This is a genomic window from Paenibacillus sp. FSL L8-0641 (genome assembly GCF_038006265.1).
Taxonomy (GTDB): domain Bacteria; phylum Bacillota; class Bacilli; order Paenibacillales; family Paenibacillaceae; genus Paenibacillus; species Paenibacillus polymyxa_D.
The window spans coordinates 2,534,634-2,556,343 of record NZ_JBBOUW010000001.1; the positions used below are offsets into that span (position 1 = coordinate 2,534,634).

General features: G+C 53.1%; 1 protein-coding gene (only partly in view). It reads left to right on the plus strand.

Translation table 11 applies throughout. The features are described from left to right. Positions 1-21,615: the 3' portion of a non-ribosomal peptide synthase/polyketide synthase gene (locus MKY16_RS11490; protein WP_340955370.1), read on the plus strand. It extends 20,565 nt beyond the left edge of the window; the window shows 21,615 of its 42,180 coding nt (coding positions 20,566-42,180); its start codon lies beyond the left edge, outside the window; the stop codon is at positions 21,613-21,615. The last annotated feature ends 95 nt before the right edge of the window (positions 21,616-21,710 follow it).

Below are 21,710 nucleotides of genomic sequence, written 5' to 3' on the forward strand. Positions count from 1 at the left end.
ACAGGGCAGCCGAAGGGCGTTATGCTGGAGCATCACGGGCTGTGCAATCTGAAAACGTATTTTGATCAGACGCTTCGAATCCGCACGTCGGATCATGCGTTGCTGTTCGCTAGCTATTCGTTTGATGCGGCTTGCTGGGAAATCTTCCAAGCGCTGTTCTGCGGAGCCACGTTATATGTGCCAACGACAGAGACGATTTTGAACTACGAGCGGTTTGAGCAATATATGGCGAATCACCGGATTACGGTGGCCGCTTTGCCGCCGACCTATGCGGTGTATCTGGAGCCAGAGCGGATGCCACACCTGCGTATTCTGTTCACTGCGGGTTCAGCATCTTCCACCGAACTGGTATACAAGTGGAAGGATCAAGTGGCGTACTACAACGGCTACGGTCCAACTGAAAACTCAGTTGCAACGTCCATCTGGCCGGTGTCCGAGGATGCAAGGGCTGGACAACTCATTTCCATTGGACGTCCTGTGCCGAATCATCGGGTATACATGGTGGATGGGCATGGACATTTGGCTCCGGTAGGCGTAGCAGGTGAGCTGTGCGTGTCTGGTCCAGGTCTGGCGCGTGGATATCTGGATCGTCCAGAGCTGACGGCGGAGAAATTTGTAGCGAACCCGTTTGCGGTTGGTGAAGCAGGCTATGAACGAATGTACCGTACGGGTGACTTGGCGAGATGGATGCCAGACGGCAACATCGAATATTTGGGCCGGATTGACCATCAGGTGAAAATCCGGGGCTACCGGATCGAGCTGGGTGAGGTCGAGGCACAAATCTTGAAAGTGGAAGACGTGCAAGAGGTCATCGTACTGGCCCAGGTGGACGAACAGGGGCAAAACCAACTGGTGGCGTACTATGTCGCTGAAAGAGACGTAAGCGCTGGGGAGCTGCGTAGCTTACTGGGTGAGGATCTGCCCAACTATATGGTGCCTTCGTATTTCATCCAGCTGGAGCAGATGCCACTGACACCGAACGGTAAAATCGACCGCAAGGCACTGCCAGCACCGGAGGGCAGCTTGCAAAGCGGAGCGGATTATGTAGAGCCGCGCACAGCACTGGAGCAGACGTTAGTGTCCATTTGGCAGGCTGTATTAGGAGCAAAGAGAGTCGGCATTTTGGATAATTTCTTTGATCTGGGCGGCGATTCGATCAAAGCGATCCAGGTATCGTCCCGCTTGCTGCAAGCGGGCTACAAGCTGGAGATGAAGGATTTGTTCCAATATCCGTCCATTTCACTGCTGAGCAGTCATGTACACAAAGTTAGCCGCACAGCCGATCAGCGGGTGGTCTCGGGAGCAGTTAAATTGACCCCAATACAGCAATGGTTCTTTGGACAATCCTCAGCAGAGCCACATTATTTCAACCAATCGGTGATGCTGTATAGAGCACAAGGATTCGATGAAGCCGCATTGCATCAAACGGTGACCCAGGTGACGGAGCATCATGATGCATTGCGTATGGTCTTCCGTCAGACCGAACAGGGCTATGAAGCGTGGAATCGCGGTGTGAACGAAGGCGAGCTGTACAGTCTGGACGTTGTTGATTTGACAGGCGTCGAAGACACGGCAGAGGTGGCGATGGCGATTGAAACGAAAGCCAATGCCATCCAAAGCTCTATTCGTCTAGATGAAGGACCGCTGGTGAAGCTGGGACTTTTCCGCTGCATGGATGGAGATCATTTACTGATTGCGATCCACCATTTGGTCGTAGACGGGATTTCATGGCGGATTGTGTTTGAGGATTTTGCCACTGGGTATGAGCAGGCCGTGCGGGGAGAAGCGATTCGCTTGCCATATAAAACGGACTCTTTCTCTGCTTGGGCAGAGCAGTTGTCTCAATATGCGAACAGTCCGGCGATCGACAACGAACGCGAATATTGGCAGCATCTTGCCCAAATGGAAGTTGCATCGTTGCCTAAGGATCAAGAGAGAGCGGAGGGACAACATTCTCTAATCAGAGACACTGCGACGGTGAGCGTGGCTTGGAGCGAACAGGAAACCCGGCTACTGCTTCAGGAATCGCATCGTGCGTACAACACCGAGGTCAATGATCTGCTGTTAACTGCACTCGGCACCGCGTTATATAACTGGAGCGGTCAGGAGCGCGTACTGGTCAATCTGGAGGGCCATGGCCGGGAAGCCATTGTTCCAGATATCGACATCACACGTACCGTGGGCTGGTTTACGAGCCAATATCCGGTGCTGCTTGATGTGGATGGGAAGGCAGAAGTAGGGCAGCGAATCAAGCGGGTGAAGGAAGACCTGCGCCATGTACCGCATAAGGGCATTGGCTACGGCATTTTGAAATATATGTCTCAGCATGATGTCCATCCTTCCTTGACCTTGCAGCCTGAAATTAGCTTTAACTATTTGGGACAGTTTGATCAGGACTTGGAAAATGGGGATATCAGGCTGTCTTCGCATCCAGGTGGAGAGCCGATGAGTGATCATACCGTTCTGGAGCAGCCGCTGAATGTGAACGGCATGATTACAGCAGGCGGGCTGACACTGGACATTCGCTATGACAGTAAGGTATATCAACAGCAAAATGTAGAGAACTTTGCGCAGTTGCTGCAGGAAAGCTTGCAGGAAGTGATCGCGCATTGTGCCTCCCAAGAGCGGAGCGAACTAACCCCAAGCGATGTCTTGTTCAAAGGCTTGTCGTTGGAACAACTGGAGCAATTGACGGAGCAAACGGCTTCTGTGGGCGAACTGGAAAATGTGTATGCTCTTTCGCCGATGCAGAAGGGGATGCTGTTCCATAGTCTGATGGAGCCGGACTCAGGTGCATACTTCCAGCAAGCGTCGTTTGATCAAAAAGGCAGCTTTGATGTTGAAATTTTCCGCAAGAGTCTAGATGTACTGACACAGCGTCATGAAGCACTGCGGACGAATTTCCATCGATTTGAAACAGGACATGGTCCGGAGCCATTGCAAATCGTGTTCCGTCACAAAGATAGCGATCTGTCCTTCAAGGATATACGCGAAATGCAGGAAGCGGAGCAACAGGCGTATATCCAGACGTTTAAGCAGGAAGACCAGGCTAGAGGCTTTGATCTCGGTACGGATGCACTTATGCGCGTACAGGTATTGCAAACCGATGAAGAAACGTATCATTTGGTCTGGAGCTTCCATCACATTGTCATGGATGGCTGGTGCTTATCGCTCGTTACAGGCGAAGTGTTTGGTACGTACTTTGCGCTGCTGGAGCAGAAACAGCCGGAGCTTGCTCATATCACACCATATGGCCAATATATCGAATGGCTAGAGCGTCAGGATGAACGTGCGGCACAAGAGTATTGGAGCAGCTATTTGGCTGGCTTTGAACAGCAAACCTTGTTACCTGGATTGGATACTTCATCGAAAGACCAAGCGGCTAATACTGTATTCGCTACAGCAAACGAAACCAGGGAATATGTTTCTGAAAAAATAACGGTAGATCTGGATCCAGCGTGGAGCGAAGCGATGTACCGGATTGCAAAGCAGCAGCAGGTCACGATTAATACGCTGATGCAGAGCGTGTGGGGCCTTATTTTGCAGAAATATAACAACAATGAGGATGTTGTATTCGGCAGTGTGGTATCTGGACGTCCGACGGATATTGCGGGTGTAGAGCATATGATCGGTCTGTTCATTAATACGATCCCAGTGCGGATTCAAAGTGAACAGAATGCCACGTTTGTGGACATCATGCGCAAAACGCAGGAGCAGGCACTGGCCTCAGGAGCCTATGACAGCTTCCCGCTGTATGAAATTCAGGCGCTGACCGAGCAGAAGCAGCATCTGATTAACCACATTATGGTATTTGAGAATTATCCGGTTGAGGAGCAAGTCGAGCAGTTGGGTGAAGTTCGTCCATCCGCTTTTGAAATTACGAATGTAGAGGTTGTTGAGCAAACGAATTATGATCTGGACTTGATTGTGATGCCAGATGAGCTTTTCCGCATCATGTTCAGATATAACGCCAATGTATACGATCGGTCTACGATCGAGCGGATGCAGGGACATGTACTGCATGTCATCGAGCAAATCGTGAATAATCCGCATATCCGTGTGAATGAGCTGGAATTGGTGACACCGGAAGAGCAGGCGCAGATCGTTCAGGTGTGGGGAGATACGGCGGCAGATTATCCGCAAGATCAGACGTTAAGTTCACTGTTCGAGCAGCAGGTAGCGAGCACACCGGAGCAAGTGGCAGTGCTGTGTGGAGCGGAATCGTTGACCTACGCGGAGCTGAATGAGCGCGCGAACCGTTTGGCTCGGACGTTGCGTGCGCAAGGGGTTAAACCGGATCAGCCTGTGGGCATTCTGGTTCACCGTTCATTGGACATGATTGTAGGCATCTATGCGATTCTCAAGGCAGGCGGAGCCTACGTGCCAATTGATCCAGAATATCCGGCCGACCGCATCCGCTTCATGCTGGAGGATTCGGGAGCGAAGCTGGTGCTGACGCAATCGCATCTGGCAGAGCAAGCATCCTTGAGCTTCGACGGCAAGGTGCTGGTGCTGGATCGTCATGAGCAGGCTGGCAAGGACATTTACCACGAAGACGGTTCGAATCTGGAGCCACTGGCCGGGCCGCATCATGTCGCCTATGTCATCTATACGTCTGGCTCCACGGGAAAACCGAAGGGCGTGATGGTTGAGCACCATTCCGTTCTGAACCGGATTTTGTGGATGCATGATCGGTACGGCTTGAGTGCGGAAGATACGATCCTGCAAAAGACCGCCTTCACGTTCGACGTGTCGGTGTGGGAGCTGTTCTGGTGGTCGCTGGTCGGCTCGAAGGTGAGCCTGTTGTCCGTGGGCGGGGAAAAGAACCCGGAAGACATCGTCGACGCCATTGTCCGCGATGGCGTGAGCACGATGCACTTTGTACCTGCCATGCTGCATGCGTTCCTGGAGTATGTGGAGCAGCAGCCACGGGAAGTAATGCAAGCGAAACTGGCAACGCTGCGTCATGTCTTTGCCAGTGGTGAAGCCTTGCCGCCACAGCATGTGGCTCGCTTCCAACGGCTCGTGTCGAGCCTGACCGGAGCGAAGCTGATCAACCTGTACGGTCCAACCGAAGCGACGGTGGACGTATCGTACTTTGATTGCGAGCCGACGGAAGAATATGCAGTCATTCCGATCGGAAAACCGATTCAAAACATTCGCCTGTACATCGTGAAGGAAGGCACGGAGCAATTGCAGCCGATTGGGGTTGCAGGGGAGTTGTGCATCGGTGGTGTCGGTGTGGCACGTGGGTATCTGAACCGTCCGGAGCTGACGGCCGAGAAATTTGTGAAAGATCCGTTTGCCGGCGGGGAAGCCGGGTATGAGCGGATGTACCGCACCGGCGATTTGGCGAGATGGATGCCGGACGGCAACATTGAATACTTGGGCCGGATCGACCATCAGGTGAAAATCCGGGGGTACCGGATTGAGCTGGGCGAGGTCGAAACGCAGCTGCTCCAAGTAGCGTCCGTGCGAGAAGCGGTTGTCATGGCTCGTGCAGACGAAACGGGCCAAAAACAAATGGTGGCGTACTATGTTGCTGGACAAGAGATCGGTGCCAGCGAGCTGAGAAGTGAGCTGGGCCGGGAGCTGCCAAGCTACATGGTACCATCGTACTTTGTACAGCTGGAGCAAATGCCGCTGAGTCCAAATGGAAAAATTGACCGTAAGGCCCTGCCAGCACCGGAAGTCAGCCTGCAAAGCGGAGCCGATTATATCCCGCCGCGGACGTGGGTGGAAGTGAAGCTGGCGCAGATCTGGCAGGATGTGCTGGGCCTGGCGCAGGTCGGCGTGAAGGAAAACTTTTTCGAGATTGGCGGACACTCGCTGCGAGCGACGACACTGGCCTCGAAGATTCATAAGGAGCTGAACAAGCCGCTTCCACTGCGCAGTATTTTTGAAGCACCCACGATTGAGCAACTGGCAACGGTGTTAGAAAGTCTGGATCAAGTAACATATGCGTCCATTCCGGTAACGGAAGAGCGTAGCTTCTACCCGTTATCTTCAGCACAAAAACGACTGTATGTACTGCATCAGTTTGATCCAAGTGATGTGAACTACAACATGCCGTCGGTGCTGCAAGTGAGCGGTCCGCTGGATGTGAAACGAGTAGAGGACGTGTTCCGTCAACTGATTGCCCGCCATGCGACCTTGCGTACCCGCTTTGAGCTGGTAGACAATGAGCCGATGCAATGGATTGAAGACAGCGTGCCGTTCGAGGTGGAATATACGAAGGTACAGGTAGAGAGTGCGACTACAGATACGGATCAGGACACAGCTACAGCTACGTACACGAGGGTTAGCCAGGAAGCACAAGAACGGGTCCGGCAGTTTGTCCGTCCGTTTGATCTGCAAGCTGCACCGCTGCTGCGGGTAGGCTTGGTGGATCTAGGTGTCCAAGGAGTAGAGCAAGAATCCCAGCATTTACTCATGCTCGACATGCACCATATCGTTTCGGATGGCGTGTCGATGGAGGTACTGACCGATGAGTTTGTCCGCTTGTATGGCGGTGAAGAGCTGTTGCCATTGCGGATTCAGTACAAAGACTATGCCGTATGGCAGCAAAGCGAAACCCATCAGGAGTGGATGCAGCGTCAGGAAGCATACTGGCTGGGCACCTTCCGGGGCGGAGTGCCTGTACTGGATCTGTCAACCGACTTTGCCCGTCCGGCGGTGCAGAGTACGGCAGGGGATACAATCGAGTTTGTACTGGAGCGTGAGGTTAGTGAACGCCTGAAAGAACTGGCTTCGCAAACAGGCGCTACCCTATACATGGTGCTGCTGGCGGCGTACACTACGCTCTTGCACAAATACACGGGCCAAGAGGACATTGTCGTCGGCACGCCGATTGCAGGACGACCGCATGCGGAGCTCAGTAATCTGGTGGGTGTCTTCATTAACACGCTGGCGATGCGCAATTATCCATCTGGCGATAAATCATTCCTGGATTATCTGCAAGAGGTCAAAGAGCATGCGCTTAGTGCTTATGAGCATCAAGACTATCCTTTTGAAGAGCTGGTTGAACAGCTGAATTTGACGAGAGATACGAGCCGAAATGCGCTGTTTGACACGATGTTTGAGTTGAAAACCTTGGAGCAACAGGAGTTACTGCTGGAAGGTTTGACCTTGAGCTCCTTTCCACTGGAAAATCATACGGCCAAGTTTGATCTGACTTTAGATGCAGTGGAGCAGCCAGAAGGCATTCTGTGCAGTCTGGAATACAGCACGGCGCTGTATAAGGCTGAGACCATTGCGCGATTGGCACAGCATTTTGCGGAAATCGTTCGAGCTATTGCATACCATCCACAACAGCCCCTGGCAACTTTGAATATGGTAACCGTTGAGGAAAAGGAGCAACTCATCTACGGTTTTGGAGAAGTGGGAGTAACGGATGGTGCTGCAGTTGAAGCAGGAGCCCTGTTCCATACCTATGTGGAAGAACAGGCACAGCTTGTACCAGATCATGTGGCGGTGGTGTACGAGGAGGAGCAGCTCACTTACCGGAAACTGAACGAGCGCGCGAACCAATTGGCGCGGAGATTGCGGAATGAAGGCGTTGGACGCGAGTCGATTGTCGGCATTTTGAGTGAACGCTCGGTAGACATGCTGGTCGGCGTACTGGCGGTGTGGAAGGCGGGAGGCGCCTATGTGCCGCTGGATGCAGACTATCCGTCCGAACGCATTCGTTTCATGCTGGAGGACAGTGGTGCGACGGTATTGTTGACCCAAATCGGCTTACAGGAGCAAGCACAGGCATGGCTCGAGGAAAGCCAACCTACATCCGAACCCGCAACGGGACTAAGTCTGCATACCGTACTGGCGTTGGACAATGAGTCGCTGTACGTCGGAGATACCACAGACGTCGATCACATCAACGAACCGCAGGATCTGGCGTATGTTATTTACACGTCCGGGACAACAGGACGTCCGAAAGGGGTCATGATTGAGCATCACAGCTTGGTGAATACGGCCGCGGCCTATCGTCGGGATTATCGCCTGAACCAATTCCCAGTCCGACTGCTGCAACTGGCGAGCTTCTCCTTCGACGTGTTCGTCGGGGATATTGCACGGACGCTCTATAACGGCGGCACGATGGTCATTTGTCCGAAAGACGACCGGATTGATTTCAGCCGTCTGCACGGATGGATTCACGATTATCAGATTACCGTGTTCGAATCGACTCCGGCCCTGATCGTACCGTTTATGCAGCATGTGCATGAACAGGGGCTGGACATGAGCAGCTTGGAACTACTAATCACGAGCTCGGATAGTTGCAGCGTGACGGACTACCGAGTGCTGCAAGAACGGTTTGGCGCAGATATCCGCATTATGAACAGCTACGGCGTCACCGAAGCGGCGATTGACTCCAGCTTCTACGATGAAGAATTGTCGAAGCTGCCAAGCAGCGGCCATGTGCCGATTGGTCAGGCGTGGCTGAACGCACGCTTCTACATTGTGGACAGCCAGCTGAATCCGGTGCCGATCGGCGTACTGGGTGAGCTGTGCATTGGTGGAGCCGGGGTGGCACGGGGATATCTGAATCGTGCAGACCTGACGGCCGAAAAATTCGTAGCGAATCCATATGTAGCGGGTGAACGATTGTACCGTACAGGCGATTTGGCGCGGTGGATGCCGGATGGCAATGTGGACTTTATCGGCCGTATGGATGATCAGGTTAAAATCCGGGGCTTCCGGATTGAACTGGGCGAGGTGGAATCACAGCTGCTGACCGTAGATGGCATTGAGAAAGCCATCGTCACCGCCTGGGAAAACGAAGATGGAGACAAGGATCTGTGTGCGTATGTCGTAGCCTCTGATGCGCTGAATTTGCCGGATCTGCGCAGCACACTCCAGCCCAAACTGCCGAGCTATATGATCCCGACGTATGTCGTACAACTGGATCATTTCCCGCTGACACCAAACGGGAAAATTGACCGCAAAGCGTTGCCTGCGCCGGAAGCGCGCCTCGAAGGAGGCACAGCGTACGTGGCACCGCGGACATGGCTGGAAGAGCAACTGGTACGTATTTGGCAAAGCGTTTTGAATCATCATCAAATAGGCATCCAGGATAACTTCTTTGAAGTGGGAGGACATTCTCTGCGCGCGACAACACTGATGGCGAAAATCCATCAGGAGCTGAATTACAAGCTGGCTCTGCGAGATATTTTCCAATATCCGACGATTGAACAATTGGTGCAGGTGATGGGTGAAGATCAGACCCAGCAAACGTATGTATCTATTCCTGTGGTGGAGGAACGTGAATATTATCCTGTTTCCTCGGCGCAAAAACGGATGTACGTGCTGAGTCACCTGGAAGGTGGAGAGGTTAGCTACAACATGCCAGGAGCGTTGATTATCGAAGGTTCCTTGGATAAAAAACGACTGGAACAAGCCTTCCGCCAGCTGATTGCCCGTCATGAAGCCCTGCGAACCCGATTCGAGATGGTGGATGGTGAGGTGATTCAACGGATTGAATCGGGCGTCGCATTCAGCGTGGAGCATGTGCAGGCAAGCGAAGAAGAGACCCAGCAGTATGCCCAAGACTTTGTACGCGCATTTGATCTCGCACAAGCACCATTGCTGCGGGTTCAGCTGGTGGAAACCGAACCGGAGCGTCACGTCATGCTCTATGACATGCACCATATTATTTCGGATGGCGTCACGGAAGGAATTATCGTGCAGGAGTTCTCTCAATTGTATGAAGGCAAGGAACTGCCGCCACTCCGTATTCAGTACAAGGACTATGCGGTTTGGCAGCATGCCGATATGCAAAGTGAGCGGCTTCGTGAGCAGGAAAGCTACTGGCTGAACACGATGGCTGGTGACATTCCGGTGCTGGATATGCCTACGGATTTTGCAAGACCAGCCGTACAGCGTCTGGAAGGAGCGCGATTGGAATTTGCGATCAGCCTGGAGGACAGCGAACAGTTGAAACAGCTGTCCGCGCAAACCGGCTCCACCTTGTACATGGTATTGCTGGCCGCGTATAGCACGCTTTTGCATAAATATTCGGGACAGGAAGACATTATCGTCGGCACGCCGATTGCCGGAAGACCACATGCGGAACTGGAGAGCTTGGTAGGCGTATTCCTCAACACGCTGGCGATCCGCAATTATCCGGCTGGCGACAAAACGTTCCTAGATTACTTGCAAGAGGTCAAAGAGCATGCGCTCAGTGCTTACGAACATCAGGAATATCCTTTTGAAGAGCTGGTTGAAAAGCTGAATTTAACGCGGGATACGAGCCGGAATGCGCTGTTTGACACGATGTTTGAGTTGAAAACATTTGAGCAGCAGGAGTTCGAGCTGGAAGGTCTGACCTTTAAAACGTATCCGACAGACAATCATACGGCCAAATTTGATCTGACCTTGGATGCCGTGGAGCAGCCGGAAGGCATTCTGTGCAGTCTGGAATACAGCACGGCGCTGTACAAGCCTGAGACCATCGCGCGATTGGCACAGCATTTTACCGAACTTGTACGTGCGATTACTCTTCATCCGCAGCAGCCACTGGCAGCTTTGGATATGGTAACTGTCGAGGAGAAGGCACAAATCATCTACGGTTTTGGAGATGTGGGAGTATCGGATGTTACTGCTGAAGCAGGAGGCTTATTCCATACTTATGTGGAAGAACAGACCCAGCTTATACCAGATCATGTGGCGGTGGTGTACGAGGAACAACAACTGACGTACCGCACACTGAACGAGCGTGCGAACCAATTAGCCCGTAGACTGCGAAATGAAGGCATTGGACACGAGTCGATTGTTGGCATTTTGAGTGAACGTTCGGTCGACATGCTGGTTGGCGTACTGGCGGTGTGGAAGGCAGGAGGCGCCTATGTGCCGCTGGATGCAGATTATCCGTCCGAACGTATTCGTTTCATGCTGGAGGACAGTGGTGCGACGGTACTGTTGACCCAAATCGGCTTGCAGGAGCGTGCACAGGCATGGCTCGAGGAAAGCCAACCTACATCCGAACCCGCAACAGGGCTACGTCTGCACACCGTACTGGCACTGGACGATGAGTCGCTGTACACCGGAGATACCACAGACGTCAATCACATCAACGAACCGCAGGATCTGGCGTATGTGATCTACACGTCGGGAACAACGGGACGTCCGAAGGGCGTCATGATCGAGCATCGCAGCTTGGTGAATACCGCCGCGGCGTATCGTCGGGATTATCGCCTGAACCAGTTCCCGGTACGTTTGCTGCAGCTGGCAAGCTTCTCCTTCGACGTGTTCGTCGGTGATATCGCGCGGACGCTTTATAACGGCGGCACAATGGTTATCTGTCCGAAAGACGACCGCATTGACCCGAGCCGTCTGTATGGCTGGATTCGTGACTACCAGATTACCGTGTTCGAATCGACTCCAGCCCTGATCGTACCGTTCATGCAGCATGTATATGAGCAGGGACTGGACATGAGCAGTTTGGAATTGCTGATTACCAGCTCGGATAGCTGCAGCGTGACGGATTATCGGGTGTTGCAAGAACGATTTGGCGCAGATATTCGCATTATGAACAGCTACGGCGTCACGGAAGCGGCGATCGACTCCAGCTTCTACGACGAAGAACTGTCGAAGCTGCCAAGCAGCGGTAATGTGCCGATTGGACAGGCATGGCTGAACGCACGCTTCTACATCGTGGACAGCCAGCTGAATCCGGTGCCGATCGGCGTACTGGGCGAGTTGTGCATCGGTGGAATTGGGGTAGCACGGGGATACCTGAACCGTGCGGACCTGACGGCCGAGAAATTCGTAGCCAATCCGTTCGTGCCAGGTGAACGATTATACCGCACAGGTGACTTGGCGCGATGGATGCCGGACGGCAATGTGGACTTTATCGGCCGGATGGACTATCAAGTGAAAATCCGGGGCTATCGGATCGAGCTGGGCGAGATCGAAACGGCGATCCAGCGGGTGCCGGGTGTACGTCAAGCGGTAGTCATCGACCGGACGGATGAGCGTGGACACAAGTACTTGTGCGGATACATCACAGGAGAAGCTGAGCTGCGGATCGAGGAGGTACAGGCCGAACTGGAAGCCGGACTGCCAGCGCACATGGTGCCTGCACGTTTGATGCGACTGGAGACGATCCCGCTGACCAGCAACGGTAAAATCGACCGTAAGGCCTTGCCGGAACCGGAAGGAAGCATCCATACGGGTGCAGCCTATGTGGCACCGCGTACCACGGTGGAGCAAGTACTGGCTGCGGTATGGGCCGGGGTGCTCGGCGTGGAAGCGGTAGGTGCGCAGGATAACTTCTTTGAGCTGGGTGGCGATTCGATTAAGGCCTTGCAAGTATCCTCCCGATTGCTGCAAGCAGGTTATCGACTGGAGATGAAAGACCTGTTCAGTCATCCAACCGTGTCTGCCTTGGCACTGAAAGTTCAATCGGTGACCCGATTGGCGGATCAAAGCGAAGTGGTGGGCGCTGTGAAGCTGACACCTGTTCAACACTGGTTCTTTGAGCAAAACCTGACGGATGCTCATCATCATAACCAGTCCATCATGCTGCATAGCAAGGATGGTTTTGATGAACCGGCCCTGCGCACGGCGATGGATCAAATCGTTAGCCATCACGACGCACTGCGTATCGTTTTCCGTCCTACGGAGCACGGATATGAAGCCTGGAACCGCGCGATTGGGGAGGGCGAGCTGTATACGCTGGATCGGGCCGACTTCAGAAATGAGTCTGAGGTGTCTGCGGCGATCGAGGCTAAAGTGAATGAAATTCAAGCGGGTATTCAGTTAAGCGAAGGACCGCTAGTGAAGCTGGGGCTGTTCCATTGCCCAGATGGAGATCATTTACTGATGGCGATTCATCACTTAGTGGTGGATACCGTATCTTGGCGCATTTTGTTCGAGGATATTACGACCGCCTATGAGCAGGCATTGAACGGACAAACGACTCGCCTTCCGCACAAAACGGATTCGTTCCGCACCTGGGCGGATGGGCAGTCTCAATATGCGAATAGTCCGGCCATGGCAGCAGAACTCGAATTCTGGCAGGAAATGGAACAGGGCGTATATCAGCCGCTTCCAAAAGACGAATCCCATTCTCATTCCTTGAATAGGGACAGCGAGAACATGACAGTTACGTGGACAGCTCAGGAAACGGAGCAGTTGTTAAAACAGGCGCATCGTGCCTACAACACGGAGATGAATGATTTGCTGCTTACCGCATTGGGACTGACTATTCATCGCTGGGCGGGCTTGGAACGAGTGCTCGTGAGCCTGGAAGGCCATGGACGGGAGTCCATTTTGCCAGAACTGGATATTACGCGGACGGTGGGCTGGTTTACGACCCAATTCCCAGTTGTGCTGGATATGAGCGTGGGGCAAGACCTTTCACAGCGCATCAAACAGGTGAAAGAAGGACTCCGCCGCATTCCGCAAAAGGGCATTGGCTACGGGATGTTGAGATACCTGTCCGCAGTACGTGAGCCAGAGCGTCTTGTGATCGAACCTGAAATCAGCTTTAACTATTTGGGACAATTTGATCAAGATATGCAAAGTCAGTCCATTGGCGTATCTCCTTACTCTAGCGGTGCAGAGCTTAGCGCCCATGCAGCCCGATCGCACACGCTGGATATAAACGGACTGATTTCGGAAGGCGAACTGCAATTGACGATCAGCTACAGCAAGCAGGAATATCGCCATGAAACGATGGAGCAGTTAGCTGAACAGTTCAGAACCAGCTTGCAGGAAATCATTACGCATTGCACAGGCCGCAAACAGCAAGAACTGACGCCAAGCGATGTCATGCTTAAACATGTAACGATGGCCGAGCTGGATCAATTGGTAGAACGGACTCGTGACATCGGGGAACTGGAAAATGTATATGCGTTGACGCCGATGCAAAAAGGCATGTTGTTCCATAGTCTGATGGATGCAGCATCAGGTGCTTATTTTGAACAAACGACCTTTGATTTGCACGGACGTTTCCAAGCGGATATTTTCCAGGATAGCTTGAATCATTTGGCGCAGCGGCATGAGATCTTTAGAGCTAATTTCATCAGCGGTTGGCAGGATGAGCCTGTGCAGGTGATTTTCCGCCGCAAGGAGGTTGGTTTCAGATGTGAAGATTTGCGTCATTTGGATGAGCAGGAACGTGACGCGTATGTGAAGGAGTTTATTCGCAAGGACAAGGCAGCCGGATTCGACTTGTCTCGGGATGCGTTGATGCGTGTGGCGATTTTACGAACAGGTGATGAGGATTATTATTTTGTATGGAGCTCGCATCACATCTTGATGGATGGCTGGTGTGTGGCTTTAGTCACGGATGAGGTGTTTGAGGCTTACTTTGCAGCCGTGGAGCATAGACAGCCGAAGCTTGCCCCCGTGACTCCATACAGTCAGTATATTGAGTGGCTTGAAGCACAGGATGTAGAAGCAGCAGCCTCCTACTGGAAGGATTATTTGCTCGGCTATGATCAGCAAACTTCGATTCCGACCGGAAAAGTAGGCGTGAAAGCGGGCGATGCACAATTTGAGCATATCCTGTGCGATCTGGGCAAGGACTTGACCGGACGTATGGAAATGGTGGCCAAGCAGCACCACGTGACCCCGAATACATTGCTGCAAACAGCCTGGGGCTTACTGCTTCAAAAGTACAACGGTAGTGATGACGCTGTTTTTGGTGGTGTAGTGTCGGGTCGTCCAGCGGATATTTCGGGGATCGAAAACATGGTGGGCTTGTTCATTAACACCATTCCAATACGTATCCGCAGTGGGGCTGAGGACACCTTTGCTGACATGATCAGAACGAATCAGAAACAGGCGCTGACTTCTCAAGATTATGAAACGTATCCGCTGTATGAAATTCAAGCCTTGACCGAGCAAAAGCAAGACCTGATCAACCACATTATCGTGTTTGAAAACTATCCGGTGGAGGAGCAGGTCGAGCAACTTGGGGAAGGTGCAGCGTCGGATTTTGAAATTCGCAATGCCGGCATGATTGAACAAACCAACTATGATTTCAATCTGGTCGTTATGCCGCAGGAAGCGATGAAAATCCGATTTGAATACAATGCGAAGTTATATGATCGGGAAGCCGTTGAACGGACTCAGGGCCATCTGATACAGCTGTTGGAGCAGGTGGTAGCGAAGCCGGACATTCGGGTGCAGGAGCTGGATATGGTAAGTGAGCAGGAGCGTGAGCAAATTCTCACCGTATGGGGCAATACAGCTGCTGAGTATCCAAGCGAGCAAACGATTCATGGCTTGTTCGAGACACAAACGGCGCAGACACCGGAACAGCCAGCGTTGTTCTTCGAAGGAGAGCAATTGACCTATCGCGAGCTGAATGAACGCGCCAATCGTCTGGCTCGTACCTTGCGTAGTCAAGGCGTGACGAAGGATCGATTGGTGGGTCTGATGACCGAGCGTTCGGTAGACTTGATCGTGGGGATCTTAGGCATTTTGAAAGCTGGGGGCGCATATGTGCCCATCGATCCGACCTATCCGGAGGAGCGTATCCGCTACATGCTGGACGACTCGGGAGTAGAGCTGTTGTTAACGCAAAGCCATCTGGTGGACAAAGTAGCTTTTGATGGTCAGGTACTGGTGCTGAATGGAGCACAAAGTGTGTATCACGAGGATGGTTCCAATCTGGAGCCGTTGTCTGGTCCGAACGATCTGGCCTATGTCATTTATACGTCAGGTACGACGGGGCAGCCGAAGGGTGTCATGGTAGAGCATCGTAATGTCGTACGTTTGGTGAAAAATACAAACTACGCGCAGTTGGATGCTGACACGTGCATTTTGCAGACAGGGGCTATTGTTTTCGACGCATCCACCTTCGAAATTTGGGGCGCTCTATTAAACGGTGGACAGCTGGTGCTAGTGAGTCAGGATATCATTTTGGACGTGCTCAAGCTTAAGGAAGCAGTGCGCAGTCACGGTATTACCACGATGTTTCTGACCACACCGCTCTTTAACCAGTTGTCTCAGCAGGATTTGGCGCTGTTCGAGGGGATACGGGAACTGCTGGTCGGCGGTGATGTGATGTCCGTACCACATATGAACCGGGTGCTGGAGGCCCATCCGTCCCTTCGAATCAGTAACATCTATGGCCCGACTGAAAATACGACTTTTTCCACAGTGCATGCGATCACCGGTGTGCAATCGGAATCGGTGCCAATTGGTAGACCGATCCATAATTCAACAGCGTACGTCGTGGACCGTTCGATGCGGCTTCAACCCGTCGGGGTATGGGGTGAACTGCTGGTAGGCGGTGACGGGGTGGCACGTGGATACCGCAACCGTCCGGACCTGACATCCGAAAAGTTCATTGATAGCCCGTTCCGCAGCGGAGAACGCTGCTATCGCACAGGTGACACGGTACGCTTAAATGTGGACGGTACGCTTGAATATAAGGGGCGGATCGATGCGCAGGTGAAAATTCGGGGCTACCGGATCGAACTGGGCGAGGTAGAAACGCAGCTGTTGAAGCTGGAGGCAGTGCGAGAAGCTGTGGTCATCGCACGGGAAGATGAGCAAGGGCAGAAGCAGCTCTGCGCTTATGTGGTCGCCGATGAGGAAGTTGTCGCAAGTGAGCTACGCAGCGATTTGAGCCAGAAGCTGCCGGGTTACATGATCCCTTCCTATCTGGTACAGCTGGAACAAATGCCGCTGACACCGAACGGTAAAATCGACCGCAAGGCTCTACCAGCACCAGAAGACAGCCTGCAAAGCGTAGCCGACTATGTCGCACCGCGGACGTGGGTGGAAGTGAAGTTGGCGCAAATCTGGCAGGATGTGCTGGGCCTGGCGCAGGTCGGCGTGAAGGAAAACTTCTTCGAGATTGGTGGACATTCACTGCGGGCGACGACGCTCGCCTCGAGGATTCACAAGGAGCTGAACAAGCCGCTTCCACTACGCAGTATTTTTGAAGCACCAACGATTGAGCAATTGGCAGTCGTACTGGAATATCTGGATCAAGTAACATATGCGTCCATTCCAGTAACGGAAGAACGCAACTTCTACCCGTTATCGTCGGCGCAAAAACGACTGTATGTGCTGCATCAGTTCGACCCGAATGATGTGAACTATAACATGCCGTCAGTGCTGCAAGTGAGTGGTCCGCTAGACGTGAAGCGAGTGGAGGACGTGTTCCGTCAACTGGTCGCCCGCCATGCAACTTTGCGTACCCGCTTTGAGCTGGTGGACAGTGAGCCGGTGCAATGGATTGAGGACACCGTGCCGTTCGAGGTGGAGTATACAAAGGTACAGGTAGAGGGTGCGACTACGGATACAGACCAGGACACAACCACGGATGCGGACACGATGGTCAGCCAGGAAGTACAAGAACGGGTGCGGCAGTTTGTACGACCGTTCGATCTGAAAGCTGCTCCGCTGCTGCGAGTAGGCTTGGTAGATTTGGGCGTACAAGGAACCGAGCAGGAACCGCAGCATTTACTCATGCTCGATATGCACCACATCGTTTCGGATGGCGTGTCCATGGGTGTACTGACCGATGAATTTGTCCGCTTGTACGACGGTGAAGAGCTATTACCATTGCGGATACAATACAAGGATTATGCGGTATGGCAGCAAAGCGAAGCCCATCAAGAGTGGATGCAACGTCAGGAAGCGTACTGGCTGGGCGCCTTCCAGGGTGAGCTGCCAGTGCTGGATGTACCTACGGACTTTGCCCGTCCGGCGGTGCGAAGTACGGCAGGCGATACGGTGGTGTTCGGACTGGAACGTGAAGTCAGCGAACGGCTGAAAGAACTGGCGGCGTACACAGGCTCCACGCTGTATATGGTGCTGCTGGCAGCGTACACTGCACTCCTACACCAATACAGCGGGCAAGAAGATATCGTAGTCGGCACACCAATTGCCGGACGACCGCATGCCGATCTGGAGCCGATGATTGGGATGTTCGTCGGAACGCTGGCATTGCGGAACTATCCGACGTCAGAGCAAAGCTTCCGAAGCTATGTGGAGGATGTGAAGACGCGTGCCCTGCAAGCTTACGAGCACCAGGACTATCCGTTTGAGGAGCTAGTGGAAAAGCTGAACGTGAAGCGGGATATGAGCCGCCATCCGCTGTTCGATACGATGTTTACGCTGCAAACGACTGAGGAAGGCGAACTGCAACTGGCAAACCTGAGCTTCCGTCCATACGGCCTGGAACAAACGCCAGTCAAGTTTGATTTGATGATGGAAGCTAGAGAGGAAGAGGCAGGCATCCAGTTTGGATTGCAGTATGCAACTGCGTTGTACGAGCGCGAAACGGTAGAACGGATGACGCGTCACTTTGTTCGCTTGGTCGAAGCCGTGGCGGCGAATCCGGATGCGAAGCTGGGAGAGCTGGAGTTGATTACGGCGGAAGAAACCGAGCAGATTCTGAAGGTGTTCAATGATCCGAATGCACATAGCGTGCGTTGTGCTGAACACAGACAGGTGCAAGGCCATTCGCTCAGCGAACGCTTTGAAGAGCAAGCTGAGCGCAACCCTGAGCGGATAGCCGTTGTGTCTGGGGCCACCGCGCTGACCTACACTGAGCTAAATGAGCGTGCGAACCAATTGGCTCGTGTGTTACGAGCGGAAGGGGTCGAAGCAGATCAACCGGTGGGCGTATTGCTGGAACGTTCTGCGGATATTCTGGTGAGCATTCTGGGGGTACTGAAGGCCGGAGGCGCGTATGTGCCGATGGATACGATGTATCCACAGGAGCGCATCGACTACATGCTCCAAAACAGTGGGGCCAAGGTCGTGATTACAAGTAGAGTTGCCAACCTGTCGCTCAGCTTGCCATCCACAGTTCGAGCTGTAGTCTTGGATGACGAGGACGCTCAAGCTCAACTGGGAGCACAGGATGCGAGCAACCTGATCCCTATCGCCGGCCCGCATAACCTGGCCTATATGATTTATACGTCAGGCACCACCGGTCAGCCGAAAGGGGTCATGATTGAGCAGAGCAGTGTTAGCAATCTGGTAGATGCTTTATGGAAACGAGTATACAGTCGTTACGAACAGCCGCTTCATGTCGCATGGCTGTCAGCATTTGTATTTGACGCTTCGGTGAAGCAAATCTTTGCCAGCTTGCTGTTAGGCCACACCCTGCATGTGGTGTCCCGTGACGTCAGTCTGAGCGGAGAGCATTTGATCGCCTACTACCGCACACACCGGATTGATTTGTCGGACGGCACACCTGCGCATCTGCATATTTTGAATGAAAGTGTCAGTGTGACGGAAGCACCGGAAGTGAAGCATTACCTGATCGGTGGCGAAGCATTATCCGTGCAGCTGGTACATGTGTTCCTACACAAATGGGCCGGGTATCGTCCGGTGATTACGAACGTGTACGGTCCGACCGAAACGACGGTAGATGCGACCGCTTATACGATTGAAGATATGGAGTCCCTGAACGCACTGCTGGAAAAAGGGGAGCATACGGTATCTATCGGAACGCCGATCGCGAACCAGTCGGTGTACATCCTGAACAGCCAGCAACAGCTGGTACCGATCGGTATCGCAGGTGAACTCTATATCGGGGGTGCAGGTGTCGGACGAGGATACCTGAATCTGCCAGAGCTGACGGCAGAGAAGTTTGTCCTGAATCCGTTCGCTGTTGCGGCAGCAACCGATCAAGCGGACAGCACTTACGCACACCGAATGTACCGAACGGGCGACCTGGCCCGGTGGTTGCCAGACGGCAGCATTGAGTATTTGGGCCGGATTGACCACCAAGTGAAAATCCGGGGGTACCGGATCGAGCTGGGTGAGGTGGAAGCGCAGCTGCTGACCGTGGACGGCATTCAGAAAGCCATCGTCACAGCATGGGAAAACGAAGATGGACACAAGGATCTGTGTGCCTATATCATAGCTTCAGCGTCCCTGAGTTTGCCGGAGCTACGGAATGCGCTGCAGCCGAAGCTGCCCGATTACATGATCCCGACGTATGTGGTACAACTGGATCGTTTCCCGCTGACACCGAACGGGAAAATCGACCGCAAGGCGCTGCCGGCGCCGGAAGCACGCCTCGAAGGAGGCCTGGAGTACGTTGCACCGCGGACGCCGCTGGAAGCCAAGCTAGCCCAAATCTGGCAGGATGTCTTGAAGCTGTCCAGCGTAGGAGTCACCGACTCATTCTTTGACGTGGGTGGGCACTCCCTGCGGGCAACGACGCTGGTGGCCAAAATCCATCAGGAACTGGACAGCCGGATTACGCTGCGTGAGGTGTTCCAACACTTTACGATTGAGCAGCAAGCCCAGCTCATCGCAACGCACGGCACAGACACCTATACGGTGATTCCTGCGGCGGCGCAACAGGCGTACTACCCGGTTTCCTCGGCTCAAAAAAGACTGTACATTTTGAGCCATCTGGAAGGTGGGGATCTCAGCTACAATATGCCGGGTGTATTAACCGTGGAGGGGCCGCTTCAGGTCGATCGGCTGGAGGATGCGTTCCGTCAGTTAATAGCCCGCCATGAAACGCTGCGGACTTCTTTTGAAATGGTGGAAGGCGAGGTCGTTCAGCGGGTGTACGATCAAGTGGAGTTTGCAGTAGAGCACCTGCAGGCCAGGGAGTCCGAAGCCGATGCCTATATCGAGTCCTTTGTGCGCAGCTTTGACCTTCGTCAGGCACCACTGCTGCGTGTCCGTCTTCTTCAAACCGGACCAGAGCGCCATCTCCTGATGTACGATATGCACCATATTATTTCAGACGGTGTATCGTCGAACAATATCGTGCAGGAGCTGGTACAACTGTACGAAGGGCAGGAATTAGAGCCGCTGCAAATTCAGTACAAGGACTACGCCGTGTGGCAGCAGCAGGAGATGCAGCGTGAATCATACCAACGCCGGGAACACTTCTGGCTGGAGCATTTAGCCGGAGAATTGCCGGTACTGGATTTGCCAATTGCTTATCCTAGACCTGCTGTTCGCAGCTTCGAGGGTGCGATGTATGAATTTACAGTGGACGCGAATGTATCCGAGCAACTGCACCGAATTGCGGCACAGACCGGAAGTACACTGTACATGGTACTGTTGAGCGCCTACACCGTTCTGCTGTCCAAATACAGCGGTCAGGACGATTTGATCATCGGTACGCCGGTAGCAGGCCGCTTGTTGCCTGAGCTGGAGCCACTGATCGGAATGTTCGTCAATACGCTAGCCATCCGGCATCAGCCGAAGGGCAACCAAACGTTCCACAGCTACTTGCAGGAAGCCAGAGATCGTACGCTGCAAGCCTTCGAGCATCAGGATTATCCACTGGAAGAGTTGGTGGAAAAGCTGGATGTAACACGGGATGCAAGCCGTAACCCGTTATTCGACACCATGTTTGTACTGGAAAACACAGAGTCGCCGGAAGCGAAGCTTGAAACACTGTCCTTCAGCCCGTATGTTCGGGAGCATCGTATTTCCAAATTCGATTTGACTTTGTCTATGAGTGATGAAGATGGGGAGATGAAGGGTTCCTTTGAATATTGCACGAAGCTATTTGGGGCTGACGCTATTGAGAGATTAACCAGAGATTTGATAGCGATCCTGTCCCAGATTGGAATCGATCCAGATTTGCTGTTAAGCGATATTCAGGTGAACTCGGACGAGCAGCCGGAAGGCTTCTCACCGGATTCCATCGACTTTGTTTTCTAAATCCGTTTTCTAAAATGCAATGATTTCACTTTGCGTGTGCAGAGGGTGGCGGCTTGTCCGACTGCCTTGCCTGCAAAGTATTCTTTTTCCGACAC